At 74.3% G+C, this 20657-nt stretch carries 18 protein-coding genes; 3 read left to right on the top strand and 15 right to left on the bottom strand.

The window, feature by feature from the left end; all coding sequences use genetic code 11:
* Positions 1–50: 50 nt before the first annotated feature.
* Positions 51–803, top strand: a complete 753-nt coding sequence (locus tag ACGGZK_RS08870; protein WP_395245894.1) for a hypothetical protein — start codon at positions 51–53, stop codon at positions 801–803.
* A gap of 61 nt (positions 804–864) precedes the next feature.
* On the opposite strand, the gene ACGGZK_RS08865 is transcribed toward ACGGZK_RS08870, so the two are convergent.
* The 8 genes from ACGGZK_RS08865 to ACGGZK_RS08830 form a co-directional block, all read right to left on the bottom strand.
* Entirely contained in the window at positions 865–2388 is a 1524-nt protein-coding gene (locus ACGGZK_RS08865; protein ID WP_395245893.1) for a DUF6350 family protein, read from the bottom strand.
* 12 nt (positions 2389–2400) lie between these two features.
* A complete protein-coding gene (locus ACGGZK_RS08860; protein WP_395245892.1) occupies positions 2401–3759 on the bottom strand; it encodes a hypothetical protein in 1359 nt (452 codons plus the stop codon).
* A 94-nt stretch (positions 3760–3853) separates the two neighbouring features.
* Positions 3854–4375 carry a hypothetical protein gene (locus ACGGZK_RS08855; protein ID WP_395245891.1) on the bottom strand — a complete coding sequence of 174 codons (522 nt, stop codon included), beginning with the start codon at positions 4373–4375 and terminating at the stop codon, positions 3854–3856.
* Positions 4376–4458: 83 nt separating this feature from the next.
* Complete coding sequence (gene sucD / locus ACGGZK_RS08850) at positions 4459–5367, bottom strand: succinate--CoA ligase subunit alpha (protein ID WP_395245890.1); 909 nt, start codon at positions 5365–5367, stop codon at positions 4459–4461.
* Positions 5368–5394: 27 nt separating this feature from the next.
* Positions 5395–6564 (bottom strand): ADP-forming succinate--CoA ligase subunit beta, encoded by a 1170-nt coding sequence (gene sucC / locus ACGGZK_RS08845; RefSeq protein WP_395245889.1) that lies wholly within the window; start codon positions 6562–6564, stop codon positions 5395–5397.
* 273 nt (positions 6565–6837) lie between these two features.
* On the bottom strand, positions 6838–7668 hold the full coding sequence (locus ACGGZK_RS08840; RefSeq protein ID WP_395245888.1) for an FAD:protein FMN transferase: 831 nt from the start codon (positions 7666–7668) through the stop codon (positions 6838–6840).
* Complete coding sequence (locus ACGGZK_RS08835; RefSeq protein ID WP_395245887.1) at positions 7668–8249, bottom strand: FMN-binding protein; 582 nt, start codon at positions 8247–8249, stop codon at positions 7668–7670. Before ACGGZK_RS08835 ends, ACGGZK_RS08840 begins: the two co-directional genes overlap by 1 nt.
* Positions 8246–9664, bottom strand: a complete 1419-nt coding sequence (locus ACGGZK_RS08830; RefSeq protein WP_395245886.1) for a ferric reductase-like transmembrane domain-containing protein — start codon at positions 9662–9664, stop codon at positions 8246–8248. The genes ACGGZK_RS08835 and ACGGZK_RS08830 overlap by 4 nt, the downstream gene beginning before the upstream one ends.
* A gap of 162 nt (positions 9665–9826) precedes the next feature.
* Between ACGGZK_RS08830 and ACGGZK_RS08825 the strand changes: the two genes are divergently transcribed.
* Positions 9827–11470: an FAD-dependent oxidoreductase gene (locus ACGGZK_RS08825; RefSeq protein WP_395245885.1), complete on the top strand. Its 1644-nt coding sequence runs from the start codon at positions 9827–9829 to the stop codon at positions 11468–11470.
* A 33-nt stretch (positions 11471–11503) separates the two neighbouring features.
* Here ACGGZK_RS08825 and ACGGZK_RS08820 read toward each other — a convergent pair whose 3' ends face one another.
* From ACGGZK_RS08820 to ACGGZK_RS08800, 5 genes are read right to left on the bottom strand one after another with little or no spacing between them, the layout of a single operon-like run.
* Positions 11504–12583: an FUSC family protein gene (locus tag ACGGZK_RS08820; protein WP_395245884.1), complete on the bottom strand. Its 1080-nt coding sequence runs from the start codon at positions 12581–12583 to the stop codon at positions 11504–11506.
* Complete coding sequence (locus ACGGZK_RS08815; protein WP_395245883.1) at positions 12580–13122, bottom strand: NUDIX domain-containing protein; 543 nt, start codon at positions 13120–13122, stop codon at positions 12580–12582. The genes ACGGZK_RS08820 and ACGGZK_RS08815 overlap by 4 nt, the downstream gene beginning before the upstream one ends.
* Positions 13122–15599 (bottom strand): ATP-dependent helicase, encoded by a 2478-nt coding sequence (locus ACGGZK_RS08810; RefSeq protein ID WP_395245882.1) that lies wholly within the window; start codon positions 15597–15599, stop codon positions 13122–13124. The genes ACGGZK_RS08815 and ACGGZK_RS08810 overlap by 1 nt, the downstream gene beginning before the upstream one ends.
* 55 nt (positions 15600–15654) lie before the next feature.
* The gene (locus tag ACGGZK_RS08805; RefSeq protein WP_395245881.1) at positions 15655–16440 is read right to left on the bottom strand and encodes an ABC transporter permease; all 786 of its coding nucleotides are present in this window, start codon (positions 16438–16440) and stop codon (positions 15655–15657) included.
* Positions 16437–17534: an ABC transporter ATP-binding protein gene (locus tag ACGGZK_RS08800; protein ID WP_395245880.1), complete on the bottom strand. Its 1098-nt coding sequence runs from the start codon at positions 17532–17534 to the stop codon at positions 16437–16439. The genes ACGGZK_RS08805 and ACGGZK_RS08800 overlap by 4 nt, the downstream gene beginning before the upstream one ends.
* Before the next feature lie 61 nt (positions 17535–17595).
* Between ACGGZK_RS08800 and ACGGZK_RS08795 the strand changes: the two genes are divergently transcribed.
* Positions 17596–18591 (top strand): helix-turn-helix transcriptional regulator, encoded by a 996-nt coding sequence (locus ACGGZK_RS08795; protein WP_395245879.1) that lies wholly within the window; start codon positions 17596–17598, stop codon positions 18589–18591.
* 34 nt (positions 18592–18625) lie between these two features.
* Here the strand turns inward: ACGGZK_RS08795 and ACGGZK_RS08790 are convergent, their stop codons facing one another.
* Complete coding sequence (locus ACGGZK_RS08790; RefSeq protein ID WP_395245878.1) at positions 18626–19480, bottom strand: hypothetical protein; 855 nt, start codon at positions 19478–19480, stop codon at positions 18626–18628.
* Between the two features lie 82 nt (positions 19481–19562).
* A complete protein-coding gene (locus ACGGZK_RS08785) occupies positions 19563–20618 on the bottom strand; it encodes a glycerophosphodiester phosphodiesterase family protein (protein ID WP_395245877.1) in 1056 nt (351 codons plus the stop codon).
* Positions 20619–20657: the final 39 nt, after the last annotated feature.

Below are 20657 nucleotides of genomic sequence, written 5' to 3'. Positions count from 1 at the left end.
CCGCACCGCCCCCATGTCCGCGCACCCCGCACGCCACCGGAGCCCCCTGCATGCCCGATGTCCCGTCCCCCCTGTTCCCGCGCGCCCTGCGCGTCCTGCGCGCCGCGGCACCCCGGCTCTCGGCGTTCGGCATCGCCGTCGGGCTCATCATCGGCGTCGGCTGGGGCACGTCGATGCTGGCGGCGAACCGCGTCCAGGCCGAGCCCGTGACCCCCGAGGCGCCCGCCGGCGCGCTCCGCGAGGATCCGGCGACCGCGGCGCTCGCCGGCACCCGGCGCGCGGCGCTGGCGGCCGTCGCGCCGCTGCGCGCCGCGTCGCGCGACCTCGCCGGCTTCGCCGACGCGGCGCTGCTCGCCGAGGTCGACGCCGCGATCGCGGCCACCGAGGACGCGCTCGACGACGGCGCCGACGCCGTGCTCGCGGCGACGACGGCCCACGCCGAGGTGCGACCGGCGCTCGTTGAGCGACTCGCCGCCGACGCGGAGGGCCGCCTCGCCGCGGCCGCCCTGGCCGGAGCACCCGAGCGGCAGGCGGCGGTCGACGCGATCGCCGCGGTGCGGGCCTCCTCGGTCGCCGTGCTCGCGTCGCTCTTCGCCCCGATGCGGGCCGCGGTCGAGTCGGCGCTCGCGAGCCACCAGGCGGCGGTCGCCGCGCAGGCCGCCGACGACTGGTGGTGGGACGAGGACGCGGCGGATCCGGCGGACACCGCGGAGTCACCGGCACCGACTCAGGCGCCGGCCACGCCGGAGCCCACCGCGCCGGCACCCGTGGAACCCACCGCCACTCCGACGCCCACCCCCTGAGGATCCGGCCCCGGCGAGCCCGGTCCCGCAGTCGGACCCGAGGCCCGGTGACGGGCGCCGATCAGTCGCGCGGCAGCGGGGCCGTCTCGCCGTCGCGGAACGCGGCCTCGGCGCGGGCGCGCAGCGCCGCGTCCTCCAGGTCGCGGAGCGACGGGGCATCCGTGCCGACCGGTTCGGCCCCTCGCGCCGATGCGCGCTGCGGATCGCGCAGGAGCGGGGCATCCGGATACCCCGCCATATCCACGTCGCGCCCCGAGCCGAACCGCTCCTCGAAGCGATCCCGGTCGCGCGCGGCGCGGTCCTCCGAGGCATCGGGCGCCCGGCCCAGCGCCCGGGCCGTGAACGCCCCCGCGAACGCGCCCAGCGTGACGGTGAGCGCCGCCATCAGCGCGACCTGCACCCACGGCGGGCCGACCTCGACGAGCCGGCCCGGGCCGACCGCTCCGGCGGACCACCACGCGATGGTGCCGAGGACGACGCCGGCCACGACCCCCGAGCCCGCCGCGATCGCGATCGGCATCCACCAGGCGTCGACGACCTCGCGCCGCGACGGGCCGCGCAGGCTCGCGGCGGCCTCCAGCCGCGGCCAGGCCAGGGTCGCGCCGGCGAAGCCGGCGACCATCGGCACGAGCAGCCACAGGATGCCGAGCGGCACGCCGTCGGCCGGCATGATCCCGAGGATCGGCACGCCCGGCAGCGGCCCGAGCACGGTCGCCGTCGGCGACACCGACGTGCCGGCGCCGAGCGCGAAGCCCGGCCCGAGGAGCCAGGCGGCCGTCCACACGATGACGTTCGGCAGCAGCGCGAGCTCGCCGATGGTGATCGCGACGCCTCCGTCGACGCCGGCGCCGAGGGCCTGCGACAGCCCGATCACCTTCGCGTAGTCGACGGCGATGAGCACGGCCACGAGGAGCGCCGCGACGCCGAGCACCGCGAACGCGGCGCCCGCCCCGACGCGCACGGCGGTGCGCGCGCCGTCGACGAGCGGTTCCGGCAGCTGCGCGATGCGCGCGGCGAGCGGGTGGAGCGGCGCGGCCTCGGCGACCGGGTCGTCGGCGGGAGCAGCCCGGTCGACGGCGCGCAGCGCCTCGCCGACGGAGCCGATGACGACGCCGAGCGCCATCACCGCGGCCGGGAGCAGCACCGCCTCCCAGAGCCGGTGGGACGCGGCCGGATGCGACGTCGAGAGCCCGACCGCGAGGCCGGTGCCGGCGTACACGGCGACCGCCGCGATCCCGCCGACCACCGCGTGCCCGGCCGCCGTCGAGCGACGGCCGATCCGCCGCCCGAACAGCACGGTCACGAGCGCGAAGCCGAGGAGCGCGATCGAGATCGTGAACGGCGCCTCGGCGCCCGCGACGCCGACCTGCCCGGCGGTGACGGCGTCGAGCGTGACGACGAGGTCGACGCCGTGCCCGATCAGCCACACGTCGCCGGCGGCCCGCAGGAACGCCGCGACGTCGACGGCGAGCCCGAAGTGGACCGACCACAGCAGCATCAGCGGCACCACCACCGCGCCGAGGCCGACGAGCGCCGCGACCGCGGCTTCGAGTGCGGCGAGCAGTGCGATGGTGAGGCGTGACATTCCTCCGCGAGCCTAGCCCGCGGGCGCGACCTCCGCGGGAGCGCTCGCGGGGCGTCGCAGCAGTTCGACCACGAGGAGGGCGAGGAGCGCGATCACGACGGTCCAGACGACCAGGCCTAGGGTCACGGGCCGCGACAGCAGCACCACGATCGCCGCGATGGCCGCGATCAGGCCGTAGGCGAGGCCCCGCCACCGGTCGAGCCAGGTGCCGAACGCGCCCGTCGTGAGGCCGTGCCGCTCGCCGGCGGCGCGCACCGCGGTGAACCCGGCGGCCCCGGCGCCGCGGACCGCACGCGCCGGGCGGTACGGCCCGGACAGCCACGAGATCGCCGCGACCAGGATGCCGAGCACGACGAGCGCGGCGATCGTGCCCTCCATGAGCTCGACCAGTTGCGAGTACAGCGCGTGGGCCGTATCGGCCGGCATGATCGACGGGCTCACCGTCGAGACGAAGAACGTCTCGCCGATGCCGATGCCCGCCGCCAGCACCAGCATGGTGAACGCGAACCCGGCTGCCGTCCACACGAGCGCGGTGGTCCGCCGCTTGGCGATGAGGACGCCGGCGGCCAGCAGGGCCAGCAGCACGAAGGGCAGCCAATACCCGACGGCGACGGCGAGCTGGTAGATCGTGCGCACGAGCGCCAGCGAATCGTCCTGCACGATGACGATGCTGCGGTCGACTTCGGGGATCGCGTCGGCGAAGCCGACGCCTTGCTCCACGAGCCGCTTCTTCACCTCGGCGATCACGGGACCGAGTTGCACGGAGACGCTGCCGTCGGAGCCCAGCTCGAGGAGCGCGTCGGGATCGCCCTGCACGGCCGCGACGAACTGGGTGTGCGAGACGCGGAGCGCCTGGGCCCAGATGTCGGCGAACTGCTCGGAGGTCACGATCCGGTCGACCACGCCCGACACGAGCGACTCGAGGCCCTGCGCGGCCGGCGCCTCCAGCAGGCCGAGGGCGTCCTCGGCGCGCGGCGGCAGGTCGAGCGAGCGGATGCCCTCGAAGACGCTCGCGGTGAGGGCCTCGAAGTCGACCTGCTCGTCGATCGCGGCGGTGACCTCGGTGACGAGGTACGCCTGCACGTCGGGGTCGGAGGCGAGCGGTGCGAACGTCTCGACGAACCGATCGGTGTCGACGAGCTGCAGCCGCGCCCAGCCGCCGATGACGGCGACCGGCGCGAGGAGCAGGCCGACGACGATGAAGACGACCGAGACCGGCGCCCGCCAGCGTCCGCGACGGCGAACGGTCGCGCCGCCCGCTCCCTCGCCGTCGCCCACGACGACCTCGACGGTCGCCGCCTCGCGCAGCGCCCGGTTCTCCGCCTCGAGCGCCGCGATCCGAGCCTCGAGGTCTGCAGCGGTATTCGCCATGATGCCCCCACCCTCTCCCCTGCGACGAACATAGCGCCCGGGGCATCCGTTGCGGGAGGGCGACGCGCACCCGGTTCGGGTGAGCCTCGCGCCGTCAGTGGATGAGCGCCTTCGCCAGGATCATCGCGAGGCCGAATGCGGCGGTGGTGAGCGAGCCGAGGATCCGCATCGGCCAGGACGCGCCACGGCGACTGAACGCGATGAAGCCGAGCACGGCGAGCACGAGCACGCACACCCAGAGCGAGATCCAGATGGCGGTGAGGTCGTCAACCACGCGGGTCGTGCCGAGGAGCAGGATCAGCGATGGGATGAGCGCCGAGGCCAGCAGGCCGAACGACCGGCGCAACGCCATGCGGAAGGCCTCGCCGAGCCCGGTCACTCGATCGTGCTCCAGGCCGTGGTGCGCCACCGTGCCCGCGTAGACGTGCGCCGCCCAGAAGACCACCACCGTGACGACCACGGTCGTGAAGACGGACCAGGAGGTCGCGCCGTGACCGCCCGCGACGACGATCATGCCGGCGACGAGGATGACGCCGTACACGGCCTCCTCCGTCGCGAAGCTCGCGTGCACGATGCGCGTCGCGGGGTGCATCGGGCGGTGCGTGTCGGTTCCCACGGCACCAGCGTACGGCCGGTCGGCGCGCATGACGAGGGCCCCGCCGGCGTCGCCGGCGGGGCCATCGTCAGGGTGCGGGAGGCTTACGCCTCGAGCGCCGCGTACACCTCGCGCAGCAGGCGGGCGGTCTCGGACGGCGTCTTGCCGACCTTCACGCCGGCGGCCTCGAGGGCCTCCTGCTTCGCCTGCGCGGTGCCGGCCGAGCCGGACACGATCGCGCCCGCGTGGCCCATGGTCTTGCCCTCGGGGGCAGTGAAGCCCGCGACGTAGCCGACGACCGGCTTGGTGACGTTGGCCTTGATGAAGTCGGCCGCACGCTCCTCGGCGTCGCCGCCGATCTCGCCGATCATGACGATCGCCTTGGTCTCGGGGTCGGCCTCGAACGCGGCGAGCGCGTCGATGTGCGTCGTGCCGATGACCGGGTCGCCGCCGATGCCGATGGCGGTCGAGAAGCCGAGGTCGCGGAGCTCGTACATCATCTGGTAGGTCAGCGTGCCCGACTTCGACACGAGGCCGATCGGGCCCTTGCCGGTGATGTTCGCCGGGGTGATGCCGACGAGCGCCTCTCCGGGGCTGATGATGCCGGGGCAGTTCGGCCCGATGATGCGGGTCTTGCCGCCCTTCTCCTTCGCGTACGCCCAGGCCTCGGCCGAGTCCTGCACGGGCACGCCCTCGGTGATGATGACGAGGAGCGGGATCTCGGCGTCGATCGCCTCGACGACGGCGTCCTTCGTGAAGGCCGGCGGCACGAACGCGATCGAGACATCCGCACCGGTCGCCTCGATGGCCTCGGAGACGCTCGCGAACACGGGCAGCTCGACGTCGTTGCCGTCCTGGTCCTTGTGGAGCACGGTGGTGCCGGCCTTGCGGGCGTTCACGCCGCCCACGACCTGGGTTCCGGCCGCGAGCATGCGGGCGGTGTGCTTCGAGCCCTCGCCGCCGGTGATGCCCTGGACGATGACCTTGTTGTCCTTGTTGAGGAAGATCGTCATGACTGTGTCCTTTCGTCGGCGAAGCGGCTAGGCCGCCGTCGATGCCAGCTGGGCGGCCTTGTCGGCGCCCTGGTCCATGTTCTCGGCGAGGGTGACGAGCGGGTGCGCCGCCTCCTCGAGGATGCGGCGGCCCTCGACGACGTTGTTGCCGTCGAGGCGCACGACGAGCGGCTTGTTCGCCTCGGAGCCGAGCTCGGCGAGTGCGCCGACGATGCCCTTGGCGACCTGGTCGCAGGCGGTGATGCCGCCGAAGACGTTGACGAAGACGCTCTTCACCTGGGCGTCGCCGAGGATGATCGACAGGCCGTTGGCCATGACCTCCGCCGAGGCGCCGCCGCCGATGTCGAGGAAGTTCGCCGGCTTCACGCCGCCGTGGTTCTCGCCGGCGTACGCGACGACGTCGAGGGTCGACATGACCAGGCCCGCGCCGTTGCCGATGATGCCGACCTCGCCGTCGAGCTTGACGTAGTTGAGGTCGAGCGCCTTGGCCTTCGCCTCGAGCGGGTCGGCCGCGTCCTTGTCCTCGAGGAGCGCGTGGCCGGCGTGGCGGAACTCGGCGTTCTCGTCGAGCGAGACCTTGCCGTCGAGGGCGATGACGTCGCCGTCCTCCGACAGGATGAGCGGGTTCACCTCGACGAGCGTCGCGTCCTCGCCGGTGAACACGTCGTAGAGCTTCACGAAGACGTCGGCGACCTTGTCGACCAGCTCGGCCGGGAAGTTCGCGGCCTCGGCGATCTCGCGGGCCTTGGTCGGGGTGATGCCGGTGCCCGGGTCGACCTCGATGCGGGCGAGGGCCTCGGGCTTCTCGACGGCGAGCTGCTCGATCTCCATGCCGCCCTCGACGCTGGTGAGCGACAGGTAGGAGCGGTTGGCGCGGTCGAGGAGCACCGAGAAGTAGAACTCCTGCGCGATCCGCGCGCCCGCGGCGACCATGACGCGCTTGACGACGTGGCCCTTGATGTCGAGCCCGAGGATCGCCTTCGCGGCCTCCTCCGCCTCGTCGGGGGTCTTGGCGACCTTGACGCCGCCGGCCTTGCCGCGGCCGCCGGTCTTCACCTGGGCCTTGACCACGACGACCCCGCCGAGCTGCTCGGCGGCCGCGCGCACCTCTTCGGGGGTGTCGGCGACGATGCCCGGGAGCACCGGCACTCCGTACTTCTCGAAGACGTCTCTGGCCTGGTACTCGTAAAGATCCACGCTCTGCTTCCAATCGGTCCGCGCGGACGCGACCGCGCCGGATGGTGGGGTGAGAGGCCCGGCCGGGATCTCGCGACGGGTTCGACTCCCCGGAACACCGGGTATCTCGATATCGAGAGATCCGCGCGGGCCGCCGTCCATGCTACTCCCCCGTCGTGACCGCGCCGAACCGGCCGGGAGCGCCGCCGCGCCCCCGTTCCGCGGCGGCCCCGCCGCTGCGGCAGCGGGCCCATGACGGATGCCTCGGGCGGGCGCCGATCGACGCGACGGCCCTCACCGAGGGGCTCGGTCCGCTCGCGGCCAACCCGGCGTGGCCAGGAGTCCGCCCGATCGCGTGACGGCGAGCACGTCGACGTCGTGGCGGGCCGCGAGGTCGTCGAGGGACGCCTGCCCACCCGCCACGATCGCGGTGGCGAGCACGTCGGCGGTGACGAGGTCGGCGGCGGCGACGCTCACCTGCACGAACGGCGACAGCCCCTCGCCGGGGCGCGTCCAGATGTGGTCGCCGCGCTCGGCACTCCCCGAGGTCGCGAGCGCCCGACGGCGCCACCCGTCGAGGTCGAACCGGGCCAGCAGGGCCGTCCGATCCCACGGGTCCACGATGCCCACCTGCCGATCGGCTCCCAGCGGCCCCTCGTCGGCGGCGGCACGTGAGACGAGCACGTCGCCGCCGGCGTCGATCGCCCACCGGCCGACGCCGGCCGATGCGATGGCCTCGCCCGCCTCGACGGCCGCGAGCGCCTTCACCACGCCGTTCAGGTCGATCCGGCCGTCGCCGCGGTGCGGCGTGAACGCGCCGTCCGTCGCGGCGCGCCAGTGCGACGCGAGCGCGTAGGCGTCGCGCACCGACGCGTCCGCGTCGACGAGGGCCAGCTCCCCGCGGCCGATGCGGCTCAGCTCGGAGTCCGGATCGAAGAGGCTGCAGCGCGCCTCCCATCGGGCGAAGGCCGCCTCAGCCCCCGCGACGGCGGCGCACCGCCGGGCCGCGGCGTCGAGGTCGAGGTCGAGGTCGAGGTCGAGCCGCACGCTCACCACGGTGCCCATGGCCCTGAACGCGCCGGCCGGGAGCGGGGCATCCGCCCGCGTCGTCGTGGTCGTCTCCATCAGAATCCCGCCTCGTCGAGAGCCGCCTGCAGCGACTGGAGGTACGCGGCGCTCGTGTACGTCGCGCCGCTGATCATCGATACGTTCGTCGACTGCGCCTGCAGCACCTCGTCGCGCAGCAGCGGGGCCGCGCGGTTGCTGATCGACACCGACCGCCCGTCGTGGTCGGTGAGCTGCAGCGCCGTCACGTCGGCGATCGCGCCGCCGGCGATCGTGACCTGCACCTGCACGTCGCCGAACCGGGTCGACACGGCGGCGCCGGTGTAGGTGCCGTCGGCCGCATCGGCCGCCGTCGCGCCGGCGGTCGCGCCGGCCTCCTCCGTCGCGCTGCCGGCGGATGCCCCGCCCGAGGCCGACCCGCCCGAGGCTGACCCGCCCGGCGCCTCCGTCGAGCCCGAGGCATCCGACCCGCTCGCTTCGCCGGTCGTGCCCGAGGCATCCGAGGCATCCGCCCCGCCCGTGCTCGCGAGCGGCGCGCCGCCGTCGACCAGCGTCGCCGTCGACGCCGCCCCGAGCTGCCACCCGCCGAGGATCGCGACGGCCGAGGCGGCCGACGCGAGCACCACCGCGCGCCGCCTCACCAGTCGAACCGTTCGTGATGGAGCTGCTCGGGCGCGAGGCCCGCGGCACGCGCCTGCGCGAGCACGTGCTCGGCCCAGCCGCGCGGGCCGCAGACGTAGAGGTCGCTCTCGGCGACGGCGGGCACGAGCGACCTCAGGTCGAGGCCCTCCTGCTCGGCGGCGGGCGTGAGCCAGCCGCGTCCGCGTCCGCCCGGCACGGTCAGCAGCGTCGCGCCGCGGGCCCGGCTGAGCGCGGCGACCTCGTCGAGGAGCCAGCCGTCCGCGGGCGCCGGGGTGCGCAGCACGACCGTCGCCTCGCCCGGCCGGAACGTCGCCGACTCGAGCAGCGACCGCACCGCGGTGACGCCGATGCCGGCCGCGACGAGCGTGATCCTCGACCTGGTGCGCGCGGCCTCGCTGAACACCCCGTACGGGCCCTCGATCGCGACGCGGGTGCCGGGCCGCACGCCCGCGAGGTCGGCCGAGCCGTCGCCGAGGGCCCGCACGGTGATGCGCAGCCGGTCGCCGCGGGGGGCCGCCGAGAGCGAGTAGGGGTGCGCCTGCCAGCACTGCCCCGGTGCGAGGAAGCGCCAGATCAGGAACTGCCCGCCGCCGGCGCGCAGGCCGTCGAGGCCGCGGCCGCGCATCGTGACCGAGACGACTCCGTCGCGCGGGTCGCCCACCGGCGCCACCGACTCGACGACCAGCCGGTGGCGCGCGGTCGCGACGATCGGGGCGACGAGCCGGAACGCGACCACCGCGGCGAGCGTCGCGGCCACGGCGGCGAGCCAGTACGCCCGCTGCCAGGTCCCCTCCGCGAACAGGCCGCCGACCGAGAACTGGTGCGGCAGCGCCGCGAGCACCGCCAGGTAGGAGAGCAGGTGCACGAGGTGCCACGCCTCGTAGCGCAGGCGCCGCCGCACCGCCACGAGCGAGGTGACGACCACCGCGAGGAACAGCCCGAATCCGGCGATCGCGAGCGGCAGGTCGGGCAGCGACCAGATCGCGGCCGCCTCCGCCACGAGGTCGACGCCGTCGGCGATCGCGTACCCCGACAGCAGCAGCACGCCGTGGGCGACGAGCAGCACCAGCACGGGCTTGCCGAGCCGGCCGTGCAGCGCCATCGCCGCGTCGTGGCCGACGGCGCGCTCGATGAGCGGCACCCGCGAGGCGAGCAGGAGCATGACGAGGACGAGGTCGGTGGCCGCCAGGCCCGCCAGGATCCCGAGCGATCCGAGCGCCGCACCGAGGTCGCCGAAGCGGGTCGCCCCGCCGTCGGCGAGGAAGAGCCCGACGGCGACGGCGACGGATGCCACGGCGAGCGCCTGCAGCACGTCGACGCGCCACTGCCTCCGGCGTGCCCGGCTCCGCTCGGGCGCGCCGGCTCGCAGGGCCCGCCGCTCGAGGTGGCGGGCGTCGTGCACGAGGAAGGCCATGCGGCCCATCGTGGAGGTCCCGCCTATCGCTCCTCGATGCCGTGCCTGTGGGAACGCTGGGAAGCGTCGGTGCCCGTGTTCCCCGTCGCGTTCCCGGCCCGTTCGGGCGCCCGTTTCCCCGTGGCCGTTCCCTGCGCGCGGGTCGGGGTGCACGATGGAGCGATGGGGAAGAGTCCGCACGGCCCGATCGCACCCGAACTCGACGACGACCAGTGGCAGCGGTTCACCGCCTTCGGCGAGGCATCCGACGTCGCCGCCGGCGAGGTGCTGTTCCGCACCGGGGAACCCCGGCCCGACCTCATCCTCGTCGAGTCCGGCGAGGTCGACGTCGTCCGCGACGCGCTGCCCTGGGTCGGCGAGACCCTCATCGCCACGCTCGGGCCACGCACGTTCGTCGGCGAGCTCGGGCTCCTGAACGGCCAGCGCCCGTTCCTCTCGGCGCGGATGCGCACCGACGGACGCGTGCACCGCATCGACCGCGACGGCCTGCACCGGGTGATGGCCGAGGACTCGGAGCTCGGCGACCTCCTGCTGCGCACCCTCTGGGCGCGTCGGGAGGTGCTGCGCGAGGGCCCCGCGGCGCTCACGCTGAAGTTCATCGGGCCCGGGCGCTCGGCGGAGACGACCGCGCTGCGCCGCTACGCCGACCGGCTCGACCTCGTCTACACGTACGTCGACGCCGACACCCCCGAGAACCAGGCGCTCGTCGCCCAGCACGGGTACCAGCGGTCGACCATGCCGATCGCGGTGGTGCAGGGCGAGTACCTGCACCGCGCCACGCCGGGCCAGGTCGCCGAGCTGCTCGGCCTCGCCTACGTGAACGACGACGAGGGGCCGGCCGACCTCGCCGTCGTCGGCGGCGGACCCGCCGGGCTGGCCGCGGCGATCTACGGGGCATCCGAGGGGCTGCGCACCGTGCTGCTCGACTCGATCGCGCCCGGCGGGCAGTCGGCGGCGACGAGCCGCATCGAGAACTACCTCGGCTTCCCGTTCGGCGTCTCGGGCGACGCGCTCACCGACCAGGCCTCGTTGCAGGCGCTGAAGTTCGGCGTGCGGGTGTTCGCGCCGTGCGAGGCGGCGGGCCTCGCGTGGTCGGCCGACCCGCTCACCCTGTCGCTCGCCGACGGCACGGCGGTGCGCGCCCGATCGGTCGTCGTGACGACGGGCGCGCAATACCGCACCCTCGGCCTCGACCGGTGGGAGGAGTTCGAGCGCAACGGCATCCACCACGCGGCGACCCCGCTCGAGCTCCGGCAGGTCGCCGGGGAGCCGGTCGTCGTCGTGGGCGGTGCGAACTCGGCCGGGCAGGCGGCCCTCTACCTCGCCGCGAACGGATGCCCCGTGCGCCTCGTCGTGCGCGGCGACGGCCTGTCGGCGCAGATGTCGAGCTACCTCGTCGACCGCATCGCCGAGGATCGGCGGATCCGCATCCACACCGGCACGGTGGTCTCCGCGCTGCACGGCGACGCGGCGCTCGAGGCGGTGACGCTGTCGGGCGGGGTCGACGAGACGGTCGACTGCCGCGGCCTGTTCTGCTTCATCGGCGCGCAACCCGCGACCGACTGGCTCACCGGGCTCGACCGCGACGAGCACGGGTTCGTGCGCACCGGCGCCGACGTGCTCGCCCTCGGCCCGGCGTGGCAGGCGATCGGCCGGTCGCCGCTGCCCTTCGAGACGAGCCTGCCGCGCGTGTTCGCCGCGGGCGACGTGCGGCGCGGGTCGATGAAGCGGGTGGCGGCGGCCGTCGGCGAGGGATCGAGCGCGGTCGCGTCGGTGCACCAGGCGCTCATGGACCTGTCGGCCTGAAGGTCCGGACGCGGCGATCCGCCCGACCCGCGGTCAGCCGCGGGTGGGCCGGATGGCCCGGCCCGCGAGCACGGCGAGGATGCCCGCGGCGCAGCCGAGCACGGTCTCGACGAGCCGGTCGACGAGCAGGGCCTCCACCGGCACCGGCTGCCCGAGGTGGGCGACGACGAGCGCGAGCGGCGTGATGAACACGAGCGCCGTGCCGTAGTGCCGGCCGACGAACACCTCGGCGCCGAACTGCGCCACCGCGACGACGAGCACGAGCACCCAGGCGGCCGGGTCGGGCCAGAGGATGAGCCCGGTCACCACCACGCCGACCGCGGTGCCGAGCACCCGGTGCCACGCGCGCGACAGCGAGTGCGCGGCGCCCGCCGGCGGGATGACGGCGACGACGCTCACGACCGCCCAGTACGGATGCCCGATGCCGAACGCCAGCGCGAGGGCGCCGGCGACCAGCCCGCCGGCCACCTGCTGGCCGATCACGAGCCAGACGGCGGGGTCGCGCAATGCCGCCCGGCGCACCGGCCGAGGCGCCCGCAACGGCTTGAACGGCGCCTGACCGGAGCGCCCGGCGAGCCGGCGCAGCACCCAGCCCGACATCGTGAGCGCCCAGGCGAACGCGGCCGACGCGACCGCGATGCCGAGCCGCACCCAGGCCTCGTCGGCCGGCGTCGGCACGCTCGCGCAGACCAGCACCGCGAAGACGAAGAACAGCGCGGTGGGCGGGCCGAGCCGGGCGACGTTCGCCGTGAGCGTGCCGGCGACCAGCACGACGACGAGCGCGACGGCGGTGAGGGGCACCGGGGCCCCGGCGAGCGCGACCGAGATGCCGAGCGCGACGCTCGCCACGAGGGCGACCGCCGCGACCGTGACGGTGCGGAGCCGGCCGCGGTACGCCTCGCCGCGGCCGAAGATCGCCGTCATGCCGCCGAACGCGGCGTACGGGGCCCACTCGACCCGGCCGACGGCGAGGAGGATCGCGAGCGGCACGGCGGCGGCGAGCGCGGCGCGGGCGGCCACCTCGATGTCGGCCGCACGGAGCTCGCGGAGCAGGCCGGGGCGGTCGCCGCGGCCGGAGTCGCCGGCCGGCACGCTCACCGGCCCGTCGCTCACGACAGCCGGCCGAGGGCGATCGCGGCGTACGCGAGCGCCGCGACGGTCTCGCCGTCGTCGATGCGGCCGTCGCGGACCATCGCGATCGCCTCGGCCCACGGCACCGCGCGGAGCTCGCTGATGCCCTCCTCGCCCTGGTGGTGCGCGGCGTCGGCCGCGGGCCGCACGCCGGTGGCGAGGAACACGACCTCGGGTGCGCGGCTGATGCCGTTGAGGGCGGTCATCCGGCCGATCTCACGCCACTCGGCGGCCTCGTACCCCGTCTCCTCGAGCAGTTCGCGCCGGGCCGCGACGAGCGGGTCCTCGCCGTCGGTGCCGCCGGCGGGCACCTCGATCGACGTGCCGACGGTGTGGCGGTCGACCGTCACGAGCAGCACCTCGTCGTCGTCGGTGAGGGCGACGACGAACACCGCCGTGTGCCGCACCTCGAGCACGCCGTAGATGCCCTCGCCGCCGTCGGGGCGGACCACCTGGTCTTCGGTGACGACGATCCAGGGGTTCTCGTAGACCGTGCGGGTCGATCGGACGGGCCAGGCCATCAGAGCTTCTCGATCGGGGCGATCTTGATCAGCAGCTTCTTCGCGCCGGCCGTGTCGAACGTGACGTGCGCGATCCGCTTCGAGCCCTCGCCGGTGACCTGGCTGACCTGGCCCTCGCCGAAGTCGGCGTGGCGGATGCGGTCGCCGGCCTCGAGGGTGAGGTCGCCGTTGTCGCGCACGGTGCCGGTGACGCGGTTCGCCCACTCGGTCTTCGTCGCGGGGGCCCGCGTGACGCTGAACCGCTCGAGGTCGCGATCGCGGGTGCCCCAGGCCCCGCCGTCGGCGGAGCCGCCGCCGGGCCGGCGCGCGTTGAGCGCCCGCGGCTGGGTGCCGCCGCGGCTCGTCGCCATGCCGGGCGACTGCTTCCAGTCGACGAGGTGCTCGGGGATCTCCTGCAGGTAGCGGCTCGGCATCGCGACGGCGACCTCGCCGAACTGGGCGCGGCTCATCGCGAGCGAGAGGTAGAGGCGCTTGCGGGCGCGGGTGATGCCGACGTAGAACAGGCGCCGCTCCTCGGCGGGACCGCCCGGCTCGGAGGCCGACATCTGGTGCGGCAGCAGCCCCTCCTCGAGGCCGGTGAGGAACACCGCGTGGTACTCGAGGCCCTTCGCGGTGTGCAGGGTCATGAGCGACACGGTGCCCGACGCGTCGTCGAGCTCGTCGGCGGCGGCCACGAGGGAGACCTGCGTGAGGAAGTCGACGAGGCTCGCGCCCGGGTTCTCGCGATCGAAGTCGCGGGTCTGCGCGACGAGCTCCTCGACGTTCTCGGCCCGGGTCTCGTCCTGCGGGTCGCGGCTGTTGCGGAGCGCGTCGAGCAGGCCCGACTTCTCGAGCAGCAGCACGAGCACGTCGCTGACCTTCGCGGCGCCCTCGTTGGTGCCCTCGGCGATGCCCCGCTGCGACGGCACCAGCATGGCGGCGGCCTCGTCGAGCAGGTCGGCGAGCGCGCTGATCGCGCCGGTCACCTTCGGCCCGAGGCCGAGGCCGGCCGCCGCGCGCATGGCCTGCCGGAAGCTCAGCTCGTTCTGCTCGGCGAACGACGCGATCGCCGTCTCGGTCGCCGGGCCGATGCCCCGCTTCGGGGTGTTCAGGATGCGCCGGAGCGCGAGCTCGTCGAGGGGGTTCGCGACCGCGACGAGGTACGCCATCGCGTCCTTGATCTCGGCGCGCTCGTAGAACTTCGTGCCGCCGACGACCCGGTACGGCAGCGCCGACCGCACGAAGATCTCCTCCAGCGCACGGGTCTGCGCGTTGGTGCGGTAGAACACGGCGATGTCGCGGTAGGCGGTGCCGGCGCGGTGCAGCGCCTCGATCTCGTCGGCGATGAACTGCGCCTCGTCGTGCGCGGTGTAGCCGGTGTAGCCGGTGATCTTGTCGCCGTCGCCGTCGGCCGTCCACAACTTCTTGTCTTTTCGGTCGAAGTTGTTCTGGATGACGGCGTTCGCCGCCGACAGGATGTTCTGCGTCGACCGGTAGTTCTGCTCGAGCAGCACGACCCGGGCACCCGGGAAGTCGCGCTCGAACTCGGAGATGTTGCGGATGTCGGCGCCGCGGAATGCGTAGATCGACTGGTCGCTGTCGCCGACGACGGTGAGGGAGGCGCCGGGGATCTCGCCCGAGTCATCCGTCAGCCCGCGCACGAGCACGCCGTGCGCGTCGAGCTCGTCGACGACCTCGCGTTCGACCGGCCGGGTGAGCTCGCGGATCAGCGCGTACTGCGCGTGGTTCGTGTCCTGGTACTCGTCGACGAGGATGTGCCGGAACCGGCGCTGGTACAGCGCCGCGACCTTCGGGAAGGCGCGGAACAGGTAGACCGTCTCGCCGATGAGGTCGTCGAAGTCGAGGGCGTGCTGGTCGCGGAGCCGCCGGCTGTACTGCCGGAAGATCTCGAGGAACACCGCCTCCTTCGGGTCGTTCAGGTTCGCGTTGCGCGCGTACGTGTCGACGTCGCTCAGCTCGTTCTTCAGCTTCGAGATCTTCGCCTGCGCACCCGCGGGCGTGAAGCCCATGGTGTCGGCGTCGAGCTCCTTGATGATGCGCTTCAGCATCGTGCGGGTGTCGGCCGAGTCGTAGATCGTGAACGTGCTGGAGAGCCCGAGGCTCTCGGCCTCGCGGCGCAGGATGCGCACGCACGCCGAGTGGAAGGTCGAGATCCACATGCCCGACGCGCCCTCGCCGAGCAGGCCCTGCACGCGCTCGCGCATCTCGGCGGCGGCCTTGTTCGTGAAGGTGATGGCGAGGATCTGGCTGGGCCACGCCTCGCGCGTCTCGATGAGGTGGGCGATGCGGTGCGTGAGCACCCGTGTCTTGCCGGAGCCGGCACCGGCCACGATGAGGAGGGCGGGCCCGCGGTACTCCACCGCCTCGCGCTGCTGGGGGTTGAGCCCCTCGGTGAGGCGGGAGCCGGCGCCGGTCTCGCGGGGCGCGTCGGCCTCTCGCCAGCCGGCCGGGTCGTCGGGGTCGAGGATCAGCGTCATGTCCCTCCAAGTCTAGGCGGGGCATCCGACACCCGCGCCTCGACCCCGACGCGCGTCAGGCGCTGCGGCGCATCGCGCGGATGCCGACCCAGAGCCCGACCACGGCGACCGCGAGCGCCGCGACCCAGCCCCACAGCACCGCCACGGCGCCGAGGTCGCCCGCGAACAGCGCCCGCTCGGCCTGCACCACCCAGTTCACCGGGTTCACGGCGGCGACCGCCCGCATCCACGCGGGTCCGGCGTCGAGCGGCAGGAGCATCCCCGAGAGGATCAGCAGCGGGAAGATCAGCGACTGCTGCACGCCCCAGAACAGCCACTCGCGGTCCTTCGTGGCGAGCGCGAGCGCGTAGCTCAGCGACCCGAGCCCGACGCCGAACACCGCGAGCAGCGCGAGCCCGACGACGAGCCCCGGCACGTGCACCTGGAACCCGAACGGCCACGCGATGCACACGATCACGAGGGACTGCACGACGATCGGCGCGACCTCCTTCAGCGCGCGCCCCATGAGCAGCGACGACCGGGCGAGCGGGGCGACGAGCGTGCGCTCGTGCGAGCCGGTCATCATCTCGTACTGGAGGTTCGACCCGGTCGCCCCGGTGCCGAACAGCACGATCATGACGAGCACGCCCGGCACGAACCACTGCAGGGTCTCCCCCGCGGGCTGCCCCGACTCGCCGATGAGCAGCGGTGCGAACAGGCCGAGGAACACGAGCGGCTGCAGCAGGCTGAAGATGAGCGTGAACGGGTCGCGCAGCACGGGCCTGAGCTCGCGCACGAGCACGTTGCGGGTGTCGCGCGCGACGTTCGCGCGCACGGGGGCGGTGGTGGGCTGGGCGGTCATCGTGCCGTCTCCTTCAGGTCGTCGGTGCTGCGGGTCGGTTCGGTCGCGGATGCCTCGGGCGAGTCGGATGCCTCGGGCGGAGCGGATGCCCCGCCGTCGACGTCGTCCGCCGCGCCGGGCGCGGCCTGGTCGGCCTCGCGGAGCGACCGGCCGGTGAGGGCGAGGAAGACGTCGTCGAGGGTGGGCGGCACGCCGCTGGCGGTCCGCACCACGAGCCCCGCGGCATCCAGCTCGCGGATCGCGACCGGCAGCAGCGCCTCGCCGTCGGGGACCGTGACGGTCGCGCGCCCGGCCTGGTCGAGCGCGGCCGCGCGGCCCGCGACGCGGCCGAGCACGGGAAGCGCGGCCGATGCCTCGTCGGCGGCGTCGAACCCGAAGGTGAGCACGTCGCCCGCGAGGGTGGACTTCAGCGCCGGGGCCGTGTCGTCGGCGATCACGCGGCCGCGGTCCATCACCAGCACGCGCTCCGCGTACCGGTCGGCCTCCTCCAGGTAGTGCGTCGTCACGAACACCGTGGTGCCGTGCCGCTGCCGGAGCTCGAGGATGTGCTCCCAGAGGTTGGCCCGGCTCTGCGGGTCGAGGCCGGTCGAGGGCTCGTCGAGGAAGATGAGCGGCGGGGCGTGCATCAGGCCGAGGGCGATGTCGAGCCGGCGCTTCTGCCCGCCGCTGAGCTGCTGCACCGTGCGGGTGCGGATCGCCTCGAGCCCGAGGGAGGCGATGAGCTCCTCGGCCCGCCGCTCGGCGTCGGCGCGGCGCATCCCGTAGAAGGCGCCCTGGCTGATGAGCTCGTCCTGCACCCGCTGTGCGAAGCTGCCGCTCGTGAGCTGGCCGACGTAGCCGATGCGCGCCCGCACCTCGGCCGCGTTCCGCCGGATGTCGAAGCCCGCCACCCGGGCGGTGCCGGCCGTCGGCGGGAGCAGCGTGGTGAGCATGCGCAGGCTGGTCGACTTGCCCGCGCCGTTCGGCCCGAGGAAGGCGACGAGTTCGCCCTGCCGCACGGTGATCGTCAGGTCGGTGACGGCCTCGACGGGCTGCTTCTTCACCGTGAAGCGCTTGGTGAGTCCGTGGGTCTCGATGATCGGTTCACTGGTCATGCCCGCACGGTAGCGAGCGTTGCGGACAGGTTCCGTCCTGATCGCGAGGCAGGATGGACGCATGGCCGAGACGACGACCGCGCGGGCGCTGAAGCTCCTCAGCCTCCTGCAGACCCACCGCCACTGGACCGGCGCCGAGCTCGGCGACCGGCTCGGCATCACCGAGCGCACCGTGCGCCGCGACATCGAGCGGCTCCGCGACCTCGGCTACCGCATCGAGTCCGCGCCGGGCACCGCCGGCGGCTACCGGCTCGAGGCCGGCAACGCGCTCCCGCCCCTGCTCCTCACCGACGAGGAGGCCGTCGCGATCGCGATCGGACTCCGGGTCGCGGCATCCCAGCGCCTCATCGACGGCCCGCAGACCACCCTGTCGGCGCTCGCGAAGCTCGAGCAGGTGCTGCCGCCCAGCCTGCGGCGCCAGGTCGACGCCCTCGCGCAGGTCGTACAGCCCGCCGGGCCGACCGGTTCGCTCGTCTCACCCGACGTGCTCGGCGAGCTCGCCCTCGCCTGCCGCGACCACGAGCGGCTGCGCCTGTCGTACGTCTCGGCGTCGGGCGAGGAGAGCCGGCGCCGCATCGAGCCGCACGCGCTGGTGCCCGCCCAGCGGCACTGGTACCTCGTCTGCTGGGACCTCGACCGCGACGACTGGCGCACGTTCCGCGTCGACCGGATCGGGGCGATCGAGCACACCCGCGTCATCGTCGAGGCGCGCGAGCTCGACGCCGCGACCGTCGAGGAGATGGCGCTCGCCGCCTCGTCGTGGACGCCGCAGCGGATCCAGGCCGACGCCGTCGTCGACCTCGACCTCGCGTCGTTCCTCGAGCACTTCGGGGTGTGGGGCCAGGGCGCCACCGCCGAGGATGCCTCGCGCACGCGCTGGTCGTTCGGCGGCGGCGACTTCCGCGAGGCGATGTACGCCCTGCTCTACATCCCGCCCGGCGTCGAGTACCGCACCGACTTCCCCGAGCCGCACCGCGCCGAGCTCCGCGAGGCGATCGCCCGCCTCACCCGCGCGCTCGACGCCCCGGCGCCTCCGCCCCGGCCCCCGGCCGGATAGGCCGCGCCCGCGACGTGTCGGGGCCCGCGGCCGCTCAGGCCGGCGGCGGGAGGGTCGGCGGTTGCGCCGGTGCGACCGGCGGCGCGGCCGGCGGCTGCGGGGCGGCCGGAGCCGCATACGCCGGCTGCGGAAGGTACCCGGGCTGCGGGGCGTACCCGGGCTGCGGGATGTACCCCGGCTGCACCCCCTGCGGGTACCCCTGCTGCGGCACCGGATACCCCTGCTGCTGCACGGCGGCGACCGCGACGGGCCGCGGCTCCCGCGGCGTGAAGGCCCGCACCACGAGCGGGATCACCGCGGTCACCACGGCGACGAGCGAGGTCGCCCCGGCCGCACGCCACCACCAGTCGGGCCAGGCGGCCTCGGGGAACGCCGCCGGGGCCGCGAGCACGATCGCCGTGAGCCACACGAAGGCGAGGGTGACGCTCGCAGCGACCCGCGTCGCGGCCGTACGCCCCCGTGCGATGAAGTGCAGCCCGTACAGCTGCGAGACGAGCAGCGCCAGTCGGAGCAGCGCGATGACCATGAGGAAGCGCAGGATCTGCCCCCACCACACGAACGCGTCGTCCGTGTCGGCCGGCTGGCCCCAGCCGTTCCAGACCTTGAGGAGGCCGACCCCAACGAGCACGACGTTCACGATGGTCGACGCGGCCAGGTACCAGCGGTTGGGCCCGTTCGAGACGTTCGCGTCGAGCACGACCGCGCCCGCGAAGAGCGCCACGAGCACCAGCGTCAGCCACGCGCGCCCGGCGACGTTCGCCTGGTCGCCGACGATGATGAAGTACCCGCCGAGGAGCGCGGCCGCGACCAGCATGCCGATCGAGAGCCACAGCGCGATCGTCGCGGCGGTGGAGCGGGTGGCCGGCGGGGCCGGGGACGGGTCGGTCATCTTCTCCTCCGAGGGGACAGGGCTCGGCTCACCATAGCGGTCCTCCCGCCTCCGTTTCGCGACGGGTCGTCGCGGAGCGACCTCAGCCCGCCGTGGCCGCTTCGCGCCGCGCGTCCACCCCGAGATCCGGGTGGTCGACGAAGATCCCGTCGACGCCCGTCCCGATGACCTCCGCGAATTCGGCGCTCCAGTCCCCCCAGGCCGCCCGTGCCGTCCCTCGTCGGAACTCGGGCGCGAGGAACCGGTTCTCAGGTCGGAGTGTCCACGTGAACACCGAGAGCCCGGCCCCGTGCGCGGCATCCACGAGTTCGGCGCCGCGCAGGGCCGCGGCGGCTCCCGCCGACGCCGCGGCGCGCGGGGCCGGACCGACGAGCCGCTGCTTGCCGACGCTGATGCCGTCGAAGCGGCGCGCGAGGGCGAGCAGGCTCGCCTCGGTCGCGAACGCGTCGTAGGCCGTGGCCGATCGGCCCTGCGATCGCACGAGGTCCCACGGGGCGCCCGTGTTCTCGAGGAGGAACACCCGATCGCCGTGGAGGCCGAGGCCTCCGAGCCGATCGAGCAGCGTGGGCTCGAACGACTCCATGATGAGGCGGTCGTCGCCGCGGCCCCAGCCGCCCGCCTCGAGCTCGGCCGCGAACAGCTCGTCGAGCGGCAGGCCGAGGTCGTCGAAGTGGCTCGCGTGCTTGAACTCGGCGACGATGCGGAGCGGGCGCTGCGGCTCCTCGGCAGCGCGATCGACGAGTTCGAGCAGGTCGCGGAACCGCATCAGGGGGTATCGGCCGTCGAACGACGCGCTCGACTGCCGCACCGCGCCGATGCGCTCCGTCGCGCGCAGCGACGCGAGCTGGGCCCACGTGAAGTCCTCGGTGAACCACCCGGTGAGCGGCGTCCCGTCCACCTCGCGCGTGGTCCGCAGGCGGGCGAACTCCGGCCGGCTCGCGACATCCGTCGTGCCCGAGATCTCGTTCTCGTGCCGCAGCACCAGCACGCCGTCGCGGGTGGCGACGAGGTCGGGCTCGACGGCGTCGGCGCCGAGCGCGAACGCGAGCTCGTACGACGACCGCGTGTGCTCCGGCCGGTAGCCGGGCGCGCCGCGGTGGCCGATGACGAGCGGATGGTCCGCATGGTCGCGCCGCATCCTCCGAGCGTAGCGAGCGACGCCACCGCAGGCGGCCTC

The sequence above is a fragment of the Agromyces sp. MMS24-K17 genome (assembly GCF_043950245.1).
GTDB lineage: Bacteria > Actinomycetota > Actinomycetes > Actinomycetales > Microbacteriaceae > Agromyces.
This window is presented reverse-complemented; position numbering and strand designations above follow the sequence as displayed.

What these genes read in the sequence shown, in the direction of transcription:
- ACGGZK_RS08785 (WP_395245877.1), bottom strand. Translation starts at nt 20,618, where the DNA reads ATGCGGCGCGACCATGCGGACCATCCGCTCGTCATCGGCCACCGCGGC.
- ACGGZK_RS08865 (WP_395245893.1), bottom strand. Translation starts at nt 2,388, where the DNA reads ATGTCACGCCTCACCATCGCACTGCTCGCCGCACTCGAAGCCGCGGTC.
- ACGGZK_RS08790 (WP_395245878.1), bottom strand. Translation starts at nt 19,480, where the DNA reads ATGACCGACCCGTCCCCGGCCCCGCCGGCCACCCGCTCCACCGCCGCG.
- ACGGZK_RS08810 (WP_395245882.1), bottom strand. Translation starts at nt 15,599, where the DNA reads ATGACGCTGATCCTCGACCCCGACGACCCGGCCGGCTGGCGAGAGGCC.
- ACGGZK_RS08825 (WP_395245885.1), top strand. Translation starts at nt 9,827, where the DNA reads ATGGGGAAGAGTCCGCACGGCCCGATCGCACCCGAACTCGACGACGAC.
- ACGGZK_RS08830 (WP_395245886.1), bottom strand. Translation starts at nt 9,664, where the DNA reads ATGGCCTTCCTCGTGCACGACGCCCGCCACCTCGAGCGGCGGGCCCTG.
- ACGGZK_RS08800 (WP_395245880.1), bottom strand. Translation starts at nt 17,534, where the DNA reads ATGACCAGTGAACCGATCATCGAGACCCACGGACTCACCAAGCGCTTC.
- sucD (WP_395245890.1), bottom strand. Translation starts at nt 5,367, where the DNA reads ATGACGATCTTCCTCAACAAGGACAACAAGGTCATCGTCCAGGGCATC.
- ACGGZK_RS08815 (WP_395245883.1), bottom strand. Translation starts at nt 13,122, where the DNA reads ATGGCCTGGCCCGTCCGATCGACCCGCACGGTCTACGAGAACCCCTGG.
- ACGGZK_RS08805 (WP_395245881.1), bottom strand. Translation starts at nt 16,440, where the DNA reads ATGACCGCCCAGCCCACCACCGCCCCCGTGCGCGCGAACGTCGCGCGC.
- ACGGZK_RS08840 (WP_395245888.1), bottom strand. Translation starts at nt 7,668, where the DNA reads ATGGAGACGACCACGACGACGCGGGCGGATGCCCCGCTCCCGGCCGGC.
- ACGGZK_RS08870 (WP_395245894.1), top strand. Translation starts at nt 51, where the DNA reads ATGCCCGATGTCCCGTCCCCCCTGTTCCCGCGCGCCCTGCGCGTCCTG.
- ACGGZK_RS08860 (WP_395245892.1), bottom strand. Translation starts at nt 3,759, where the DNA reads ATGGCGAATACCGCTGCAGACCTCGAGGCTCGGATCGCGGCGCTCGAG.
- ACGGZK_RS08795 (WP_395245879.1), top strand. Translation starts at nt 17,596, where the DNA reads ATGGCCGAGACGACGACCGCGCGGGCGCTGAAGCTCCTCAGCCTCCTG.